The organism is Pseudooceanicola atlanticus (assembly GCF_000768315.1).
In the GTDB taxonomy this organism is placed as follows: domain Bacteria; phylum Pseudomonadota; class Alphaproteobacteria; order Rhodobacterales; family Rhodobacteraceae; genus Pseudooceanicola; species Pseudooceanicola atlanticus.
Genome location: NZ_AQQX01000015.1, coordinates 1 through 17,729 on the forward strand (window position 1 = coordinate 1; position 17,729 = coordinate 17,729).

Here is a 17,729-nt window from a genome sequence, read left to right on the forward strand (position 1 = left end):
TCCGGAATAACAGTCGGGCTGTGCCCGCCGGTTTTTCCGGCAGAGATTTGGCGCGCCAAATCTGGCCGCCCTTGACCCTGTCCGTCAGCCCCGTTGGCGGAGGTCCTGCGCCGCCCCTCGCTTCCGTCCGAACACATGCGTGTTCGGCCAGAGCCTCGGGCGCGGGCATGACAAGAGGCGGCCGGTGTGCCGATTCAGGGGGGCGGTTTTCCTGGGCCCTTCGGGCCGGGTCTCGCACCTTCGGTGCTCGGGCCGAGACACGGAATTCAAGGTCGCCTGGGGGCAATCTACAATAATATTGTATTGACCGCAACATATAGTTTCGTATGATGAGGGCGACCTTGAATGAAGGTGGCAGGAAATAGGGGGGCTTTCTTCGTATGAGCCGGACCAGGAGACTGACACAGACGGAGCGGGCGGAGATTATCCGTGAGGCCGGAGAAGGTGTGGGGACGTCTGAGCTCGCGGAGCGGTTCGGGGTCACGCCGCGGGCCATCCAGTACACGTTGAAGGCGGACGAAGATCGCCAGAAGGATGCGGCCGTGGCCACGGCCGCCGTGACCGTGAAACTGACCCCCGAAGAGCTTAGTGCGCTGGATGAGGTCCTGGCCGCGGCGGGGATCGAGACCCGCACGGAGGGGGTCCGGCGGCTGATCCAGGCGGCGGGGGGAACCTTCGTTCCGGACGCGCAGCTGGCGGCTGAGATGGCACGTTACCGGGCCTCCCTGCACGAGGTCGGTAACGGCGTCGTACAGGTCGCCAAGCAGATGATGAAAGCCAGCCGGGCGGGGCAGGGGGAAGGCTCCGCACCGAACGCAGAGTTGTCCGAATTGCGCCTCGCGCAGATGCGTGGTCTGGCGCGGTTCATCCTTGATTCCGCTGACGAGATCGATCTGCTGCTGCGCCGTCGTCGGGATGCCATGCAGCTCGCCGCCACTGCCGCTCTGAGGGAGTTTGCCCATGCGGCTGAATGATGCCGTCCATGACGTCACCGGTGAAATCTTCCGGGACGGTTGGAGCCGCATTCGGGGCTCGATGCAGGGGCTGCAGGCGTCCCGGCAGAGGCAGCTCGTGCGGGCCGCCGCCGGTCACCGTGCAGCGGTCTTCAAGGCGATCCGGGGCGGGGGCACGCATACCAAATCGCAGCTGATGAACCAGCTCGATTACCTGACGACGAAGTCCTCGCATCTCGTGGACAGCAGCGGCTTCCTGGACGGGAAGACGAAGCTCGAGGCATCCGAGATCAAGGACCTGACGGAGCGGTTCGCCAAGCGCTGGAGCGCGGGGTTCAAGCCCAAGCTCGGGCAGACGACGCATATGCTCATGTCCTACCCGATCGGCACCCGGGGCGAGGACGTGCGCGACATCACCGCCAATGTCGCGGAGCGGTTCTTTCAGTCCGACGAGGGGCATTTCGACTACATCATCGCAGTGCATGAGGATCGCGATCATCCCCACGCGCATATAGTATTGAACCGCCGGTCCCAGGAGGGCGAGTTCTTCTTCCTGGGTCGCGATCACAGGTTCAACTATGACGACTTCCGCCTCGCCATGGTCGAGGAGGCCGAGAAATTCGGCGTGCGTCTGGAGGCCACGCGGCGGCTCGACCGAGGTGTCGTGCACTACCCGCCGCGCACCCGCGAGGTCTATGCGGCCAAGGTTGAGGGGCGGGCCGCGGAACCACGGCCACGGGTCGGGGCAGACTTGGATCGCGCTCTCGAAGAGATCGCCAATACACGGATCATCTATCACTCGCTCGCAGCCGAGGCCTCCGCGGACAACCGCGAAGATATCGCCGATGCCCTGTTCCGGTCCGGAGAACTGCTGGCGAAGGGCGGCAAACTCACATCGGAAGGAGGGGTCTACATGGCTGAGGAGCAATCGTTCGACGACCTGAGGACCCGCTATGCCGATCAGGTCGCGCGCGTGCAGGGCATGATTGATGCGAAGCCGGAGGCCGAACGGCCGAGGCTCGAGCGCAGCCTCAACGAGATCCAGTCGCGGCTCGCGCATATGCAGCCCTTGGGTCTGCGCTCCGTGACACTGACCGAGAAGCCGTCCGACGGCGGGATCTATTCCGAGACCAATATCGATGCGGCCCGGCTCGACCGGTTGCGCGACCCCGAGGTGCGGGCGCATGTCGACACCGCGCTGCGCGGAACCGGGATCAGTTCGTCCGTGGTGGTCGCGCGGATGGAGACGGGCGCGCAGAACGCGGCGCTCGAGCGGCAATGGATCGCTGACGATCTGGCGCGGGTGGCCGAGAGGGACGGTCTCAACCTCGAGCGCCGCGCGGATCTGGAGACGGCGCGCGAGACCCTCAACCGGGCCCATGTCCAGCTCGGCGTCGCGCTGGAGCGGGCAGGGGTCTTGCGTGAGGACGGTGTCGTGGAAGATCGCACCGTGACGGAGAGGGTCCATTATCATCGGGACGCCACTGAGGACATGGAGCGCGCCATCCGCCAGGACATGCGTTCGGAAGGTCTGACCGAAGACCAGATCGAGGCGCGGGAGTCGGAGATCGTCTCCCGCGCGGAGCGGCGTATCGAAGAAGAGCAACGCAGCTACCTCGATGCGCATCCGGAACTCCTCGCGCGCCCCGGTGACGTGATCGACCGGTCCGTACCCTACCGGGAGCACATCACCGACGAGGATCGGGCCCGCGAGATCACCCGCGAAGTCGACCGGATCATGGAGGGTCGCGACGCGCGGACCCCCGTTGCGGAGGCCGTCACGGACGCGTTCCGCGCGCGCTATCCCGACATGCCGTCGCATCTTGCCCGCGGGCTTGGCGCGACCTATGCGGCCGTCACCGAACTGCGTGACACCGAGGCCATCGCCCAGGTTCGCCGCGAAAACGAATTGCAGGAGGTGGCGCTCGACCTGCGCGACGGGCGGCTTTCGGACGTGCGCGAGGGGGACGCTGTCGAGGGCGCGCCGATTGCCGATCCGGACATCCGGCGGGTCGTCGACCATGAACGGGCCGGCAATCTGCATGGGCCGTTCCAGGATGACGGTCAGCGACTGGCCTATCGCGCCGCGGTCGAGCGCGAGCTGGACGCGGCGCAGATCGACCGGCTGCGGGACGGTGATGTCGACGTGCTGAAGACCCAGATCGAAGACCGTCTCGACCGGCTCTACGCCGCCAAGACCTACCTGCAGACGGATCCGGCCACCGCCAACAGCGAGGCGACCCGCGCCGTGGTCGAGGAGATCGCCGACCGCGAGTTCGAAATCCACCGCGCCGATCTTGTCGATGGTGAGACCGAGCGCGGGGAGACCCACTGATGGGAGGGATGGGGAAAGGCCGCCTCGCCCTCGGCGTGGTGCTGGTCACACTCGTCGCCATCGCGATCGGCTACGTCATCGCCTCGGCTGTCGTGACGTTCCGGGACCTGGGTTTCCAGGCCGAGATCGATTTCTTCTACATCGCGCAGAACTACCGGGCGATCGGTGCCGCCCGCCCCGATGATTTTCGCCTGATCAACCTGATCATGGGCGGGGCCGGGCTGGCGGGCCTCATGATGAGCCTGGCGATGTCGGGCTCGGCCCTCACCCGCTTCGGCTACACCCATTGGCAGACCCGCCGCGAGATGAAGCGGAACGGCTTCTTCGGCGCGCCCGGCACAGGTTTCGTGATCGGCAAGTTGGGCAAGCCCGGTTCCCGCGCGCCCTTTCTCTGCTCCCGGACCTTCCCACACGCGCTCATCGTGGCACCGACCGGGCGCGGCAAGACCACCGGCTTCGTCATCCCGAACCTGCTGACCTGGCAGGGATCGGCGGTCGTGCTGGACGTGAAGGGCGAATGCTTCGAGGCCTCGGCCCGCCACCGGGCGGCACAGGGCGACGAGGTGTTCCGGTTCGCGCCCACGGATTGGGAGGACCGGCGCACCCATCGCTACAATCCGCTCCTGCGCATCTACGAGTTCAAAGACCCGGCCCGCCAGCAGATGGAGCTGCAGCTCCTGGCCACGCTCTTCCTTCAGAACGACAACGACCGCGTGCAGGGCCTCCTGAAGGGCGGGATCGATCTCTTCGTCGCGGCCGGGCTACTCGCGTTCCAACGCCGCAGGCCGACGCTCGGGGAGATCTACCGCATCGCCGCCTCGGGCGGGCAGAAGCAGAAGGAGTATCTCGCGCGCGCCCATGAGGTCCAGAACGCCGCGGCGCGGCTGATATTCACGCGGCTGGCCTCGACCAACAACGACACGCTGACCTCCTATGTCTCGCTCCTGATGACCTCGGGCCTCGATCAGTGGCAGAACCCGGCGATCGACGATGCGACGGCGGTATCGGATTTTGACTTCCGGACGATCCGCAAGACACCCTTCAGCGTCTATCTCGTCGTGCAGCCCCTCATGGTGAAACCGCTGGCGCCGTTGATCCGACTGTTCTTCTCTGATCTTCTCTCCGCCCTGCAGGACAAGGAACCGGGCGCCGACGAGCCCTGGCCGGTCATGATCATGCTCGACGAGTTCAACCGGCTCGGAAAGATGCCGATCGTGGCCGAGAGCATCGAAGTGCTGCGCGCCTATCGCGGGCATCTCGCGGTGGTCACCCAGACCATCCCGGCCATCGACGAGATCTACGGCGAGAACACGCGGCGGGCGCTGCAGGGCAATGCAGGCATCAAGCTCTACCTCACGCCCTCGGACGAAAAGACCGTCGAGGAGCTGAGCAAGGCCGTGGGCAAGACCACCAAAACCGTGGTCACACGTTCCCGCGCGGTCGGCAAGAACCCGTTCGAGGGCCGCAGCCAGTCCGAGCGGACGGAGGAGGTCGCGCTCCTGCCGGAAGATGAGGCGCGACGTCTGCCGCTTGATGAGATCGTGGTGGTCGTGGACGCGCAGATGCCGGTCCGGGCGAAGCGGGTCGTTTACTACGAGGATCCGTTTTTCAAAGGCATCCACGCGGCGCAGGAGGGGGATCTGCCGTTTCCGAAGGGGCCGGTCCCTCCGATGGGAGAATTGCCCCTGAGTGTCCGGGCGATGCCTTCGGCTCCGCGTGGGTCAGGTCTCTCGGAACGCGATTTCGAGGCCAGGATGGGGCTTACGGAAACCGGAGGGAATGCACCCATTGAGCCCGGTCCGGCTCAAGCGCCTCGGCGCGGTCGTGCCGCAGTCCTTGCGGACGATCAGCGGCAGTTGGAGATGGAGTTCGGGAGGCAGGCAGATCTGGAGGTGGAGGCTGCGACAGAAGACGATGTCGTCCGGGTACAGGACGCCGTAAGTGATCTCGAGCGGTTGGAGGCGGAGATGTCCGGTTCGGAAGCAAAAGTCAGCGAGGCGGGCGAGAAATTCGGGCTTGGCTAAGCCGCCATGCGGGCGACACGAAAGCATGCCGCGATGGCGCCTTGTGCCCGCGCCCCGGAATCGACCATTGTCACGGGTGAAGAAAACCAGGATCGTCGCGCTCTGGTCGAGGGGCTCGCTCAATCGTCGCAGGGTCGATCTCACGCATCGTCAACTGGGCGTTCACCCTGCGGGCCGCGGGGCCCGCACGAAACCACTTCGCGGCGGAAGCCAGGTTAAAGCGCGGACGACGCTGCCCCTTCGCCGGCTTTGAGGCCTCCATCAGAACCTCGATCATTTCATCGATGCGGTAGAGGCCACCGGCAACGGGGAGGGGCATCTTGCGCTGCTGGAGCGCCTGTCGCTTCACCTCGAGCTTCTCGGCGACATCCGCGAGAGACACCAGGTCGGGACGGACCTCGCGCAGGACAGTGCCCTGCGGCAACGCCTTGATCAGCGCCCGCGCCGCTTCAAGGATCGCGCTCTCGGCCTCATCCCCTTCAAGTTCCAGTTCTACACCCAGGAGACCGGTGTGACCGGTGCCCACGAGCGCATCTTCAAAACCCGCCTCGAAGACCGCGTCAGAGAGCGCAAACGCATCGTGCTCTCCGTCGGGGAGCGCAAAGACCAGTTCGAATTCGAATTCTTCAGCCATCGGCATTACCTTCGTCGTTCTTCTGAAGCTTCACGCAGGCCAGAGCCTTCTGTCGGATCCTTTTCGCGAACTGCTGTGGATTCTTCGGGGTCGACCAGACAGACATCTGACAAAACTCGCCACAGCGGCAATCCTTATCGTTGGCCGGGCATCGGAGGATCCTCCACGCGTGCCCCTTGCCCTCAATAAGGTCCCATCCCAGCTCTTCGAGCTCCTGGATGACGGCCTCGATTTCCTTTGATGTGTGCTTCTTCCTTGGCACCTTAGATACTCCACTCTCTTAAATTGTCAAGTGACAAGTTAAAAATTCAACGAGAACATCGCGGCAATTTACTGCCCGCTACCGGCAATTTCCCAAAGGAAGCTTGCCGTCGAATGCTTTGATGTAAGAAGGGGATACAGGATAGACGTCCCAGACAGCAACACCGGCGCCGATGCCGTTCCACTTCACCCGGACATGGCATGATGGTGCCAAGGTAAATCCGTTCAGGCAGTTTGCCGCGAGCTCTGCTGAAGGCAAAGGTATAGGCTCGCAAAGAACATGTTCCCGCTGGTGAAGCCTTTGACGGTCAATGCTACCTTCGGCCCAGCCTGCTTAGGCGGGCCAACTGTGCCAGCATTCGCGCGCCTGAACTGCCCGAACCAGTGTCAGGGTTCGTCGGAACGGTTTGGCTAACACCCGGCCTCTGCGGCATTGTCTGCACCCCGAAGAACTGCCGCGCACGCAGCGCAGCATATTCAGCGCCAGTCGCTCCTCCAATGAGATACCGATTATAAGCCTGCTGACTGCCGCCAAGCGCCCGACCGAACCCGTATGTACCGCCAAGGCCTGCTGATAGTGCTGGCATCATGATGTTCCCCGAGATCGCGCGGACAATGAACGGCGTCGCGATGATGAACCCCTTGGCCATGAGCACCATCATGAAAAATGGGATGAGGGCCCCGATGTTGGACGCGCCCTCAGGGTCGCCGAGCTCGCCGATCAATGCCGAACTGACGCCGGTGATTGTCGCGAAAACGCCTGCAACGACGATCGGATAGAGCGCGAAGGAGATCAGCGCCGAGAGCCAGCGCGCGAAATAGTCCTTGGTCACCTCGAAGAGGGTGAGGAAGATCATCACCGGCGCGATGCCTATCAGGAGTGCGATCATCAGCCGGGATGCCACGAGAATGAATGCGGCGAGCCCGCCCAGGATCGAGAGCAGGAGTACGCCAAGAACGTCAAGCAACGCCCCGGCCATCCAGTTCAGTTCAGAACCGGCCGCATTCAGGTATTCACCCAGTTCGGCGATCAGCCGGTCGAATTCCTCGGCGAAGGTCCCCGACGGTCCGGGCGTGCCGCCGCCGACCGAGGCGACAAGCGATCCGGCGATGCTGTCGATGCCGTTTAGGACAGCGGAGGAGAAGGCGTTAAATTGCACCCAATTTGTCGCGAAGACCCCTATGAGGCCGACTTTCACCGCGAGCCAGAACGCAGTGCGTCCATCCATGGAGCGGTACTGGTAGATCATGTTGACGCAGACCAGAATGACCACAAGCGTCGTTCCGAGAACCAGCATCGTGCCGACTGTCGCCGCCACCGCGCCGAACTGCGTCTCTGCGGCAGAATCCAGGTAGCCCTGGGAGGTCTCGACGAAGTAGGTGACGACGCTCATAATCTGCTACCAGTTGCCCTCGGCTTCGCAGATTGCCATCGCGTCAGGTCTCAACGCGTTGGCGCGCCGGTTGTAAGTGTCCGAGGCCTCCAGCATTTCCCATCGTTCGGCTGTGTTGAAACGCTCCCGAAACTCCGTTTCCGCCGCTTCCCAGGACGGGAAGCGTGTGTCGCAGGTGCAGGATCCGGTTTCGACGATACGTTCAAGGTTCTGAGCACGGTAAATGTCTTGCACCAGGACACGTCTGTAAGCCTCTCGCACGGTGATGTTCTGCATCCACTCAGGCTCAGCGGGCCGATCGATGCAGACATCCGACGTGCTGTCGAGAGAGGGGACGAAGTCGCGTTCGGCGGCAGCCGGAAACCCCACAACGGTGATCGAGATGCAAAGCAAGGCGTTTCTCATTTCGCGCCAGCTCCTTCGGCAATCTCGCGCTTCAGAAACGCGGTGTGGCCAAGATGCGCGAACTCTGACGAGCTGACCGATACGACTTCCCAGCCTTCTTTCCCACGTGCGTTCAGATCGTCCTGCATCGCGATCAGGCTGGTTTTCTTGTCCATCGGATAGGTGATGATCTGGTATTCAAACCGCTTCATGGGTCATGCCTCCGCTGAGATCGGTTCCGGGGAGATAGAATTCGGTGATGCCGCGTTGGCCGTCCTCGCGGCCCGCCTGGATGATCACGTCGATCGAGCTTTCGATGTATTGGACCATGTCCTGGTAGGTCATCGGGATCTCGGTCTTGAGCGCGGCGATGGCGAGACGCTGGACGGCGAGCTGCGGGGTTTCGGCATGGAGGGTTGTCATCGAACCGCCATGGCCGGTATTGATCGCCTCGAGGAAGGTCATGGCCTCCTTGCCGCGCACCTCTCCGAGGATGATCCGGTCGGGCCTCATGCGCAGCGTCGCGGTTAGAAGCACGTCGGCGGATTGGAACTCCGCATCGCGGTTGGCGATCAGGGTCACCGCGTTCGGCTGAGCGGGGAGAAGCTCTGCGGCTTCCTCGATGGTGACGATCCGTTCCTCATCGGGAACGTAGGAGAGGATTTTTCGAGCCGCGACTGTCTTACCGGTCGAGGTGCCGCCGGAGACGATCATGTTGAGCTTGTTCTCGACGCAGAAGCGGATGGCCGCGTAGATGTCACCGGCGGCAACGACCTCGCGCAGCGCGCGGTTTTTCTCCTGGCGCAGTTCCTCGAGCTTGCGCTCTTCGCCATAGAGGAAACGAAGCTCGATATGGTCCAGCGGTAGGCTCGAGAAGAACCGGAGCGAGATCGACATGCCCGAGAGCACCGCGGGCGGGGTTACGACTTGGGCACGGATGGGGCGGCCCCGATAGGTGATCGAGACCGAGACGATGGGCTTGTCCTTGCTCATAGTCGTGTTGGCTGAGGAGGCGATCTGGTTGCCGAGATCGCGCACCTCCGTGACCGTCAGACGCTGATCCAGTGCCCGCATGAAGTGATCCCCCTGGAACTCACCCCAGCAAGAGCCATCCGGGTTGATGCATATCTCGATCACGTCATCGCGGGCGGCGTCCTTCAGCTTATCGAGCGAGGTCTGGAGGTAGGAGAGCGTCATCTCAGAAAATCTCCAGATCCCGGTCGACCATGACGGTGACGCGTGCGCCCTGGTCGACGTAGATGACGGGACCGATGGAGAGATATTCACCGATCACACTGTCGGTGGCGTTGGCCAGGTCGTCGCCCACATCTTCAAGTACGTCCGCGGTGGTCTCATCCTCGACCTGGGCGGCGGCCACACTCGGGGCGGCGGAGATAATCGAAATCAGTGCGGCAGAGCCGAAACGCTCGTCGAAGCGCGTGTCCACGAAACCGGTGACGCCCGAGCGCCCGAGTTCGTCGCCGCCGAAGGAACTGATCTGAACGGTCTGGTTGTTGGGCAGGATGATCCGGTCCCAGGCGATGGTGACCCGGCGCTGCGCGATCTCGATGCCGGAACGAAAGCGTCCGATGAGGCGCGAGCCGCGCGGGATCAGGAGCCGTGAGCCGTCATAGCTGAAGACGTCTTCTGAGATGATGGCACGGGTCTGCCCAGGGAGCGAGCTGTCGAGTGCGGTCTCCATCACGGCCTGGATCATCGTGCCCTGGATGACGGTGTTCGAGGGATTTGCGATGACTTCGGCTTGTGTGATGGCGCTCGGCAACGCGCCGTTCAGCACGAAGTCTGTCACCTCGCCGAAGGTGCGCTCGGTAAGTTCTGTCTCGCCCGCATTGGCGCCGCCCGTTCCGCCGAAGGCGATGACGGGGGAGGAAATCCGCCGTTCCTGGAAGGCACGCTCCTCCTCGGCCCGGCGTTGCAGTTCGGCCAGCCGTCGCGCCTCTTCCTCGCGCCGCAGCCGCTCTTCTTCGCGGGCGCGCAACTCTTCGTCGGTGGGTCCGAGCGGGGCGGGCGTCGGCTTGTTGGCCTCCAACCGCGCGAGGTCCAGGTCCATACGCAGCTGTTGCAGCTCTCGATCTCGTGCGGCGAGTTCGGCCTGGAATTGTTCCTGAGCATTCTCGGAGGCGTCCTGTAGGTCGGCGATCCGTGCGGTCAGCGCATCGATCGCCTCGGCGGCCGCGCTGTCCGCCCCGGCGTCGGAGTCCGGCGCATCGCGCAGTTCTTCGATCTGGGCCTGGAGCGCGGCGATCTGCGCCAGAAGTTCGGCGTTGGGTTCTGGTTCGACGAGAACGATCTCGGGTTCCGGGGCGGGCGGTGGCACGAAGAGTTCGATCTCTCCGAACCCGTCACCCTCGGTTTGGAACTCGTCCGGGGTGGCCGTCGGCAGGGCGACCTCTTCCCCAGGGCCCGAGAATAGCAAGAGGACCAAGCCGCCCGCAAGGATGAGCCCTGCGAGGAGGAGGGCGAGGAGCGGCGAGCGGCGTTTCGGAGCGGGTCCGAGGCGCGGGTTGCCCCGTTCAAGCGCAGCGAGGCGCTGTTCGAGATCCGGGTTGTTGTCACTCATGAGGCGGCCTCCGCGGGCGGCGTCGCCTCGATACAGACCACGTCCTCGCCCAGACGCAGCACCCATTGGCGCCCCACGCCCGAGACACGGATCACACCGTCTTCGACCGGGCCTGTGTTCACCGTGCGCTCGCGCCCGTTCGTGTACCGGAAGATCGCCGGGACGGGTGCGTTCCGCGGGAAGGCGAAATAGGTGAAGGTGCCGTCGTCCCAGACCCGGGTCGGCGTGAACTCCGTCCGTGCGCTGGCCGCGTAATTGGTGTTCGGTGCGGCGCGCGCGATGGCGTTGGAAGGGCGGCGATTGTCCTCGGGGTAGCGAAACTGCACGACATAGAAGGTCGGGCTCGAGACCTCGTTCACATTAAAATAATAGCTCCGTCTGTTGGTGTAGACGGTCACGTTGGTATGGACGCCGCGGGCAACGGGTTTAATAGCAAAGGCCCGCCCGCCGGGCACACCGTCGATCTCGAAGCCTTCCGTGTCGCCGGCGATGATTGAGCGGATGCTCTCGCCTGTCCCGAACTCGATGGTCGTGACATGGGTCAGGGAAACGTTCAGCCTGTAGACCTGGCCTTCCTGGTAGGATGCGACCCGGACGCGGTGGTCGTTGGGTCCCCCGCGCGGGATCGCCTCGGCTGACGCGTAGGACGCAAACAGTGAGACCATCAAAAAGGTCGCGAGGAACGCCTTGGCGTGTCCGGCGTGTTTCGCATTGCAAAAAGCCTGGCGCCTCTCGCGCTTTTGGGACGCTGGCAAGGCGTTCCCTGATTTCTTGTTCCGGAAGCGCACTTACTGGTTCTCCAATCTGTCCGAGCGGATCGCGTATTCGACGACCGTGAAGCCAAACGGGTTGGTCCAGACCTGGTCGATGGAGCGGCTCTCTTCGGGGCGGAACTCGAAGAGGAGCGTCGCGGTGAAGAGGCCCGCTTGGACCCCCTGGATCGAGGTCAGGCGCTTGCGAAGCCGCACCGTGGCCCGGTTGTTGCCGATCAGGTTGATGCTGAGAATCTCGACATCGAGCCGTGCATTTGGCCCGTAGACTGACGGCGGATACTCTGCATTGGCCGAGTTCCAGATCTGGCGCAGTGAGGCCCCTGCTGCACGGTCCGAACGGCGCAACACGCTGCGGATGCGCACGTCATTGTCGAGCTGGTTGTAGACCTCGCGGTCCGTCACGTAGCGGAAGACCTCCGCCTCGATAATGGCGCGGTTCTCGGTGACGGTGGTGGCCCCGACGGTGGCTTCGGGGAGGGCGAAGCCGGTGGCGGGATCGTAAGGCACAACAACTGGGGGCGGATCGACATCGAGGATGGCCACGGCGGCCGCGCTGAGGCAGCCCAGGATGCCAAAGCCGAGGCCGATGAGCCCCAGGCGCTGCCAGAGCCGTTCCCGTCTCAGTGCGCCGTAGACCAGTTCCTCCTCGATGATGGCGGTTTCTTCGTCCAACAATCAGTCCTCAATCCGCGCTCAGTTCCGGAAGCGTGAACTCCATGAAGCGTTGTTCTTCGGCGATGGTGGCGGCATCGATCACGCCGCCGGTGCCATCTCCTACGGTCTGGATCGCTTCGAGCTGCCACATGGCGACGAGCGCGATGGCGAGCTCTGCCGTCACCCGCGTGTTGAGATCGACGCTCTCCTTGAGCTCATCCATGTCGTCGATGAGCCCGACGAGCCGGTCGACACGTTCGAGCGACTGCCCGGCATCCTCATAGCTGTTCTGGGCCGCGGCCGAGACCAGCGCGCCGGTCGTGGCCTGTGTCGCCACGCGCACGGCCCCGGGATTGCCGCTGCGGGCCATTTCCGAGAGCGTGTCCTCGTCGAAGCCGAGATCGGCCAGCACCCGGTCCATCTGGGTTTCGATCCCGACGGCGCCGGATCCGGTGAGCCCGGAAAAATCCCCCGTCTTGATGGCTTGAATCGTGGCGATGATGTCGCCGAACTCCTGGTCCAGGAGACCGTTTAGTTCGTCTTCCATCTGTGTCCGGATGATCTCGGGCAACTCTGCGAGACGCGTTAACGCCTCATACGTTCGTTGTAGCTCGGCGAGCTGCTCCGTGAGCGTGGCAAGCTGTTCGCGGAGCTGCACGAGTTGCTCGTTTTGCAGGATCTCGTCCTCGATCATCTGCCGGAGCTGCTGGATGTTTTGGGCGATGTTCTGGGTGTCCACGACCGGCACGCCCTGGGCCAGGGCGGGGGCACTGGTCACGAAAGGCGAGCAAAGCGCCAAGACGCTGGCCAGGGTCAACGCGCGAAATGGTGCTGAAATGAACATTCTGCGGGCCATCAATCCAGATCCTCCAATGTGAACTCCATGAATTCGTTCTCGACCATGCGGGCCGCGGCCTGGGCCAATTGGGCCGCACTGAGCGGTTGGGTCCGTGCGGCTTTCAGGCGAATGCGCGCGGCCATCAGCCGGACCAGTTCGGCGCGGGCATAGGTGTTGAGCGCCATGCTCTCCTGGATGTCCTGGGTCGCGCCGATCATGGTGACGATGTCCTGGACGCGCAGGGCGGCCTGCCGGATGGCGGCGGGGGAATTGCTGCCGTAGAAGGCGGCGCCGAACCCGCTGAACGAGAGATTGGCGTTGGTGAGAAGCGCGGGGTCGATCGTGCCGAGCGCTTCGATGCCGCCGATCCGCGCGAGGTAGAGATTGTAGCGTTCGGGGATGACCCTGATGTAGTGCTGGGTCTCCTTGAAGGGCGGTACACCGCCATATTCGAACACACGGCCAGGCCCGGCGTTATAGGCCGCGAGCGCGTTGACGACGTTGCCGTCGAAGGTGGTGAGCTGGGCCGCGAGGTAGCGCGCGCCGCCCTCGACCTGCAGGTAGGGGCTGTCATAATATTCCGGGTTGATCCCGAGATCGCTTGCGGTGCCCGGCATGATTTGGGTGAGGCCGAAAGCGCCCACGGGCGAGCGTGCGCCGATGGAGAAGCGGCTCTCCTGCCAGATGAGCGCCTGCAGGAGGGCGCGCCATTGCACGACGGAAAGACCGGCCCGCCCGACCCCGGGCCGCCCGTGGGTCTCCTGGGCGACCCGGATGATCAGCTGCTCGATGTTTTCTGCCGCATCCCCGAACATACCCGCGCCGCCGGGGTTGGGATCGACATCGCCGGAGCCGTAGACCGCCGCTGCGGATCGGTCCGGATCGCCGCCGCCGCCCTCGAGGTCTGCGACCATACCCGGCAGCCCCTGGCCGCCGAAGCTCGTCTGCGCGTCGAGGATGGCGCGCAGCGTGGCGAGCTGTTCCCGTTCGATCTCGGTCAGCAACTCTTCGACGGTGAGTTTCTCACGCTGGACGGCGAGGTCAGCGTCCCGGTCGCCCGTCTCGACGATATCGCGGGCCGTCAGCCCGGAATCGTTGGTGGGAACGCCCTGGCCGAGCGCGGCTGCCGGCAGGAGAGCCGCAAGGAGGATATGTGCGACCCTAGGCCTCAACGCTGTCGTCCGGGTTTCCGATGGGTGTGAAAATGCAATCCGGCTCGGCGCGGTCGAGCGAGGCGCGGAAAGCGAAACAGTTGGCCTTGGGTTCGCGATATTCGGCGCAGGAAGAGAGAACGCCGAGCGCGGCGAGGAGGATAAGGGGTCGGATCATGATAGCCTCCAGAAATCAGGACGGTCGCGGTAGTCGGGGCCGACGAGGGCCTCGCCCTTTTCCATGCCGCCGAGGATGGTGAGGAGGGGGCCGAGGGCGGAGAGGTCGGCATCGACCACCACCGAGCCACCGTCGTCACGGATGAGCGCGAGGCGGCTGTCGCTGCCGGTGTTCAGGAGCACGTCGAGTTCCTTCTCGAAGAGGTTCAGCATCGCGTAATCCGAGGCGTGCGCCCGGATGTTGGGGAGCAGGATCTGGGTTGGCACCGCCTCGACGATGGTCTTGCCGGTCCGCGTGCGTTCGAGCTGGCTCGCATATTGCGTCATCATCACCGCGACCGTGTTCTGTTTCCGGGCGGTCACCAGCCAGTTCGAGAGCCGTTCGGCAAAGTATGGGTTGTCGAGCGCCTTCCATGCCTCGTCGATCACGATGATGGTGGGACGCCGGTCCTCGATCTCTCGCTCAATCCGGCGGAAAAGATAGGAGAGCACCGCCATGCGCTCCTTCTCGCTTTCGCTGTCGAGAATGCCGGTCAGGTCGAACCCCACGACGTCGCCATCAAGCGAGAAAGTGTCCTCCAGGCTTTGGCCGAAAATCCAGCCGTATCGCCCATCCTCGGTCCATTCGAGAAGCCGCTGGTGAAGATCGCCATTGTCGTCGGTCGAGACAAAGAGCGAGGCGAAGTCCTTCCAGTTCCGCAAGGCCGGGTTGGTGGCTGTGGAGTTCTGGCGGACCACCTCCTTGATGCGGTTCGTTTGCGCCGGGGTCAGGGGCTTGTCGGAGCGGTAGAGCAAGGAGGCGAGCCAATCCGAAAGCCAGGCCGTGCCGCGCTCATCGATCTCGGTCCAGAGCGGGTTGAGGCCGGTCGCCTGTCCCGCCTTGATCGAGGCGTAGCGCCCGCCATTGGCGCGGACGGCCATTTCCATCCCGAGCCGGTAGTCGAAAACGAAGATGCGCGCGCCGACCCGCCGGGCTTGCGTCATGAGGAAGGCCGAGAGGACGGACTTGCCGGAACCGGGGCGGCCTAGAATGAGGGTGTGGCCGCTGGTGGGCTCCGTCTCGGGGCTGCCCTGCTCGTGGTAGGAGAACCGGTAGGCGCTCTGCTCCGGGGTCGGGAAGAGTGTAATCTCCTGGCCCCAGGGAAGCTGGTGTTTTTCCTTGCCGAGTTGCGTCCGGTGAAGTGCTGCGAAGTCCGCAAAGTTGCGGTTGGTGACGGCACTGGCGCGGACCCGTTTTGGCTGGTTGCCCGGATGCTGGCTGAAGTAGTGAGATTTCGCGGCCATCCGCTCGCCGATCATCTTCACGCCCTCGGCGGCCGCGGCGTTCACGATCTCGGCTCCGAGGGACTGCAACTCGTCAAGACTGTCACTGAAGACCGTCACGACCATGTGGTGCTCACCGAAGCTTTGGCGTTTGGCCTCAAGATCGTCGTGCGCGATGTCGAGCGCCTCGAGGAGCGAAAGAGCGGCATCCTGAGAGGCCTGCATTTGACGCTTCTGGCGTTTGATCCGGCCCGCCATCAGGTTTGAATTGATCGGCGTGAAGGAATGCGTGACGATCATGTCGACCGGCAGGTTCAGCATGTCGAACATCGTGCAGGTCGTTCCTTCGGCATATTCGCCGATGGTGAAGCTCTTGCCGAAGCGATGGCCGACAACGCCATTGGAAAGCTCGAAGTGATCTTCGAGAAACGTCACGCGAGTGTTGGCAATGTTGTAAGCCAGAAACCCGTAGCGGTTGGCGGGGTAAAGCGGCAACTCGCGGCCCGTGTTGAGCGCGCCGAGGAATCCAACCAACTCGCCAGAAGCTGCTGAAAGGATGCGGGGCTTGAGTTCCGCCAGGCCGGAGGTGAAGACCCCGACCGCCTCGTTGAGGCGCCTGATCCGTTTCGCGGTCTCCGCCTTAAAGCGTTCCGGTGCGGAACGGTTCACGAAACCAAGAAAACTACTGGGCGTCGGGCGGTGGATGATTGTGAGTGTGAGGGTCTTGTCCCGGAGACCTGCCGAGGCCAGCTTTGCGCGCCAGGCATCATCCACGGCGTGAGCGAAGCCGTCCCCCTTGACCGGGAGCAGGTCCGGCGTGATCGACTTCGAGACCTTGTGCACGTAGTAGCTGAACTCGGGGCCCAGCTGCGCGATGATCCGGGCAAAGAGCGCCGTCACCTTGTCGAGATAGGCGTCGTCCGTGGTGTAGCTGTTCACCCCGCTCAGGCGGATGCATTGGAAGAGTTCGTTGACCCGGGTGCGGACTGTCTGATCATCGACGAGGCTGACATAGGGCAGCATGTGCGCGAGGCGTTTCTCGCGGGCATACCAGGCCGGCATGAGGGTGCGTTCATCGACGGTCTCGTCCAGGGCTTCACTATGGCGCATAGCTATCGCCCCCGTGGATGGACCGGTTCCGCGTCGGCGGCGTCTCCTGCACCGCCGTCATCATCACGTCGATGAAACGCGGATCCCAGTCAGCCGCTTTCCAGAGAACCGGATAGAGCACCGCCGTGATGCCCAGGACAACCAGGTGCTGCACCCAGACGAAGAGCAGCACAGAGCCGAAGAGCCAGACCATGGCATACATGATCGGCAGGCCGAGGAGCTTGGGCGGGCGTACGAGGCCCAGAAAGAGCGGCGATCGTTCGGCCACGTTCGCCTCCTCTCACGACCCGAAGACGGCGGCAACGATGGTCGGCGCGGCCGCAACACCCGCGATGCCCACCAGCACCCAGAGGGCTTGGCGCAGATCGATGATGTTGAAGAACCAGCTGAGGAACACGCCGAGGACCGCGAGGGTGGCGATGACGACTCCAAGCGGTCCGGTCAGCGCGTCCACGATGCCCTGAAGCAAGCTCTGAATCGGTGAGAGGTCGATGCTCTGGGCCAGGGCCGGTTCTGCCGCAACGATGAGGAGAGCGGCAAGGGTGATCAGGGATTTCGTCAATGGCTTCATGGGGACGCTCCTTCCAGCCGGTTGAAGACGGCCAGCACCCGCTGGACGTGGTTTTGGGTTTCTCGAAACGGTGGAATGCCGGAATGCTCGCGCACGGCGTCGGGTCCGGCATTGTAGGCGGCGAGCGCGAGTCGCGCGTCGCCAAACTCGGCCAACATCAGGGCGAGGTAACGCGCGGAGCCGTCGAGGTTCTGTTTCCAATCATGGGGGTCGACGGCAAGAGCGCGGGCTGTATCGGGCATCAACTGCCCGAGCCCGACCGCCCCGACATGGGAGACGGCGTGCGGATTGTACGCACTCTCGATCTCGATATTGGCGCGATAGAGGTGGAGCCAGTCCGTGACGGTGATATCGGCTGCACGGAGCCCAGGGTGGCTCGCATAGCGCAGTCCGGTCTCCTCGATCGCGGCGAGGATATCCGGGCGTGGTGTGAGCGCGCGAGGGATCATCGCCGCGACGCGCACCCCTTCACGTCGCTCAGTGCGGCGCTCCTCGCCCAAGATGCGCAAACCGTCCGAAGCCGAGCCAACGCCAACCCCGTCATTGTAGTTGCGCGCGAACCGCTCCTGGGCGCGCGACGGCGAAAGAGAACCGTCCCCCGCCATCACCAGGACCATGTCTGCCGA

At 63.8% G+C, this 17,729-nt stretch carries 18 protein-coding genes; 3 read left to right on the forward strand and 15 right to left on the reverse strand.

Going from position 1 to position 17,729, the window contains the following annotated elements; all coding sequences use genetic code 11:
* The first annotated feature begins 380 nt into the window (after positions 1 to 380).
* The 3 genes from ATO9_RS19905 to ATO9_RS19915 are packed head-to-tail and all read left to right on the forward strand — an operon-like array spanning position 381 to position 5,312.
* Positions 381 to 974, forward strand: coding sequence for a hypothetical protein (locus ATO9_RS19905; protein WP_043753561.1), 594 nt, complete (start codon positions 381 to 383; stop codon positions 972 to 974).
* Positions 961 to 3,288 (forward strand): relaxase/mobilization nuclease domain-containing protein, encoded by a 2,328-nt coding sequence (locus ATO9_RS19910; RefSeq protein ID WP_043753564.1) that lies wholly within the window; start codon positions 961 to 963, stop codon positions 3,286 to 3,288. Before ATO9_RS19905 ends, ATO9_RS19910 begins: the two co-directional genes overlap by 14 nt.
* 8 nt (positions 3,289 to 3,296) lie before the next feature.
* The gene (locus ATO9_RS19915; protein WP_043753566.1) at positions 3,297 to 5,312 is read left to right on the forward strand and encodes a type IV secretory system conjugative DNA transfer family protein; all 2,016 of its coding nucleotides are present in this window, start codon (positions 3,297 to 3,299) and stop codon (positions 5,310 to 5,312) included.
* 70 nt (positions 5,313 to 5,382) lie between these two features.
* On the opposite strand, the gene ATO9_RS23670 is transcribed toward ATO9_RS19915, so the two are convergent.
* The 15 genes from ATO9_RS23670 to ATO9_RS19990 form a co-directional block, all read right to left on the reverse strand.
* Complete coding sequence (locus ATO9_RS23670; protein ID WP_052418489.1) at positions 5,383 to 5,946, reverse strand: hypothetical protein; 564 nt, start codon at positions 5,944 to 5,946, stop codon at positions 5,383 to 5,385.
* Between the two features lie 575 nt (positions 5,947 to 6,521).
* Positions 6,522 to 7,601 carry a TrbL/VirB6 family protein gene (locus ATO9_RS19930; protein WP_028093950.1) on the reverse strand — a complete coding sequence of 360 codons (1,080 nt, stop codon included), beginning with the start codon at positions 7,599 to 7,601 and terminating at the stop codon, positions 6,522 to 6,524.
* A gap of 6 nt (positions 7,602 to 7,607) precedes the next feature.
* Positions 7,608 to 8,006 carry a hypothetical protein gene (locus ATO9_RS19935; RefSeq protein ID WP_028093949.1) on the reverse strand — a complete coding sequence of 133 codons (399 nt, stop codon included), beginning with the start codon at positions 8,004 to 8,006 and terminating at the stop codon, positions 7,608 to 7,610.
* Positions 8,003 to 8,197, reverse strand: a complete 195-nt coding sequence (locus ATO9_RS19940; RefSeq protein ID WP_028093948.1) for a DUF4177 domain-containing protein — start codon at positions 8,195 to 8,197, stop codon at positions 8,003 to 8,005. Before ATO9_RS19940 ends, ATO9_RS19935 begins: the two co-directional genes overlap by 4 nt.
* A complete protein-coding gene (locus tag ATO9_RS19945) occupies positions 8,184 to 9,182 on the reverse strand; it encodes an ATPase, T2SS/T4P/T4SS family (protein WP_028093947.1) in 999 nt (332 codons plus the stop codon). Before ATO9_RS19945 ends, ATO9_RS19940 begins: the two co-directional genes overlap by 14 nt.
* Before the next feature lies 1 nt (position 9,183).
* Entirely contained in the window at positions 9,184 to 10,566 is a 1,383-nt protein-coding gene (locus ATO9_RS19950; RefSeq protein WP_028093946.1) for a TrbI/VirB10 family protein, read from the reverse strand.
* Positions 10,563 to 11,231 carry a TrbG/VirB9 family P-type conjugative transfer protein gene (locus tag ATO9_RS19955; protein WP_035366665.1) on the reverse strand — a complete coding sequence of 223 codons (669 nt, stop codon included), beginning with the start codon at positions 11,229 to 11,231 and terminating at the stop codon, positions 10,563 to 10,565. The genes ATO9_RS19950 and ATO9_RS19955 overlap by 4 nt, the downstream gene beginning before the upstream one ends.
* A gap of 123 nt (positions 11,232 to 11,354) precedes the next feature.
* Complete coding sequence (locus ATO9_RS19960; RefSeq protein WP_121066915.1) at positions 11,355 to 12,011, reverse strand: VirB8 family type IV secretion system protein; 657 nt, start codon at positions 12,009 to 12,011, stop codon at positions 11,355 to 11,357.
* A 10-nt stretch (positions 12,012 to 12,021) separates the two neighbouring features.
* Positions 12,022 to 12,849 carry a type IV secretion system protein gene (locus ATO9_RS19965; protein ID WP_229737738.1) on the reverse strand — a complete coding sequence of 276 codons (828 nt, stop codon included), beginning with the start codon at positions 12,847 to 12,849 and terminating at the stop codon, positions 12,022 to 12,024.
* Positions 12,849 to 13,982, reverse strand: a complete 1,134-nt coding sequence (locus ATO9_RS19970; protein WP_373284075.1) for a lytic transglycosylase domain-containing protein — start codon at positions 13,980 to 13,982, stop codon at positions 12,849 to 12,851. The genes ATO9_RS19965 and ATO9_RS19970 overlap by 1 nt, the downstream gene beginning before the upstream one ends.
* 10 nt (positions 13,983 to 13,992) lie before the next feature.
* Positions 13,993 to 14,160, reverse strand: a complete 168-nt coding sequence (locus ATO9_RS24630; RefSeq protein ID WP_185959040.1) for a hypothetical protein — start codon at positions 14,158 to 14,160, stop codon at positions 13,993 to 13,995.
* A complete protein-coding gene (locus tag ATO9_RS19975) occupies positions 14,157 to 16,532 on the reverse strand; it encodes a VirB4 family type IV secretion/conjugal transfer ATPase (RefSeq protein WP_043753576.1) in 2,376 nt (791 codons plus the stop codon). The genes ATO9_RS24630 and ATO9_RS19975 overlap by 4 nt, the downstream gene beginning before the upstream one ends.
* Positions 16,522 to 16,800, reverse strand: coding sequence for a VirB3 family type IV secretion system protein (locus tag ATO9_RS19980; protein ID WP_043753579.1), 279 nt, complete (start codon positions 16,798 to 16,800; stop codon positions 16,522 to 16,524). The genes ATO9_RS19975 and ATO9_RS19980 overlap by 11 nt, the downstream gene beginning before the upstream one ends.
* Before the next feature lie 12 nt (positions 16,801 to 16,812).
* Positions 16,813 to 17,103: a TrbC/VirB2 family type IV secretion system protein gene (locus ATO9_RS19985; RefSeq protein WP_009803468.1), complete on the reverse strand. Its 291-nt coding sequence runs from the start codon at positions 17,101 to 17,103 to the stop codon at positions 16,813 to 16,815.
* Entirely contained in the window at positions 17,100 to 17,720 is a 621-nt protein-coding gene (locus ATO9_RS19990; RefSeq protein WP_028093939.1) for a lytic transglycosylase domain-containing protein, read from the reverse strand. Before ATO9_RS19990 ends, ATO9_RS19985 begins: the two co-directional genes overlap by 4 nt.
* Between the last annotated feature and the right edge of the window lie 9 nt (positions 17,721 to 17,729).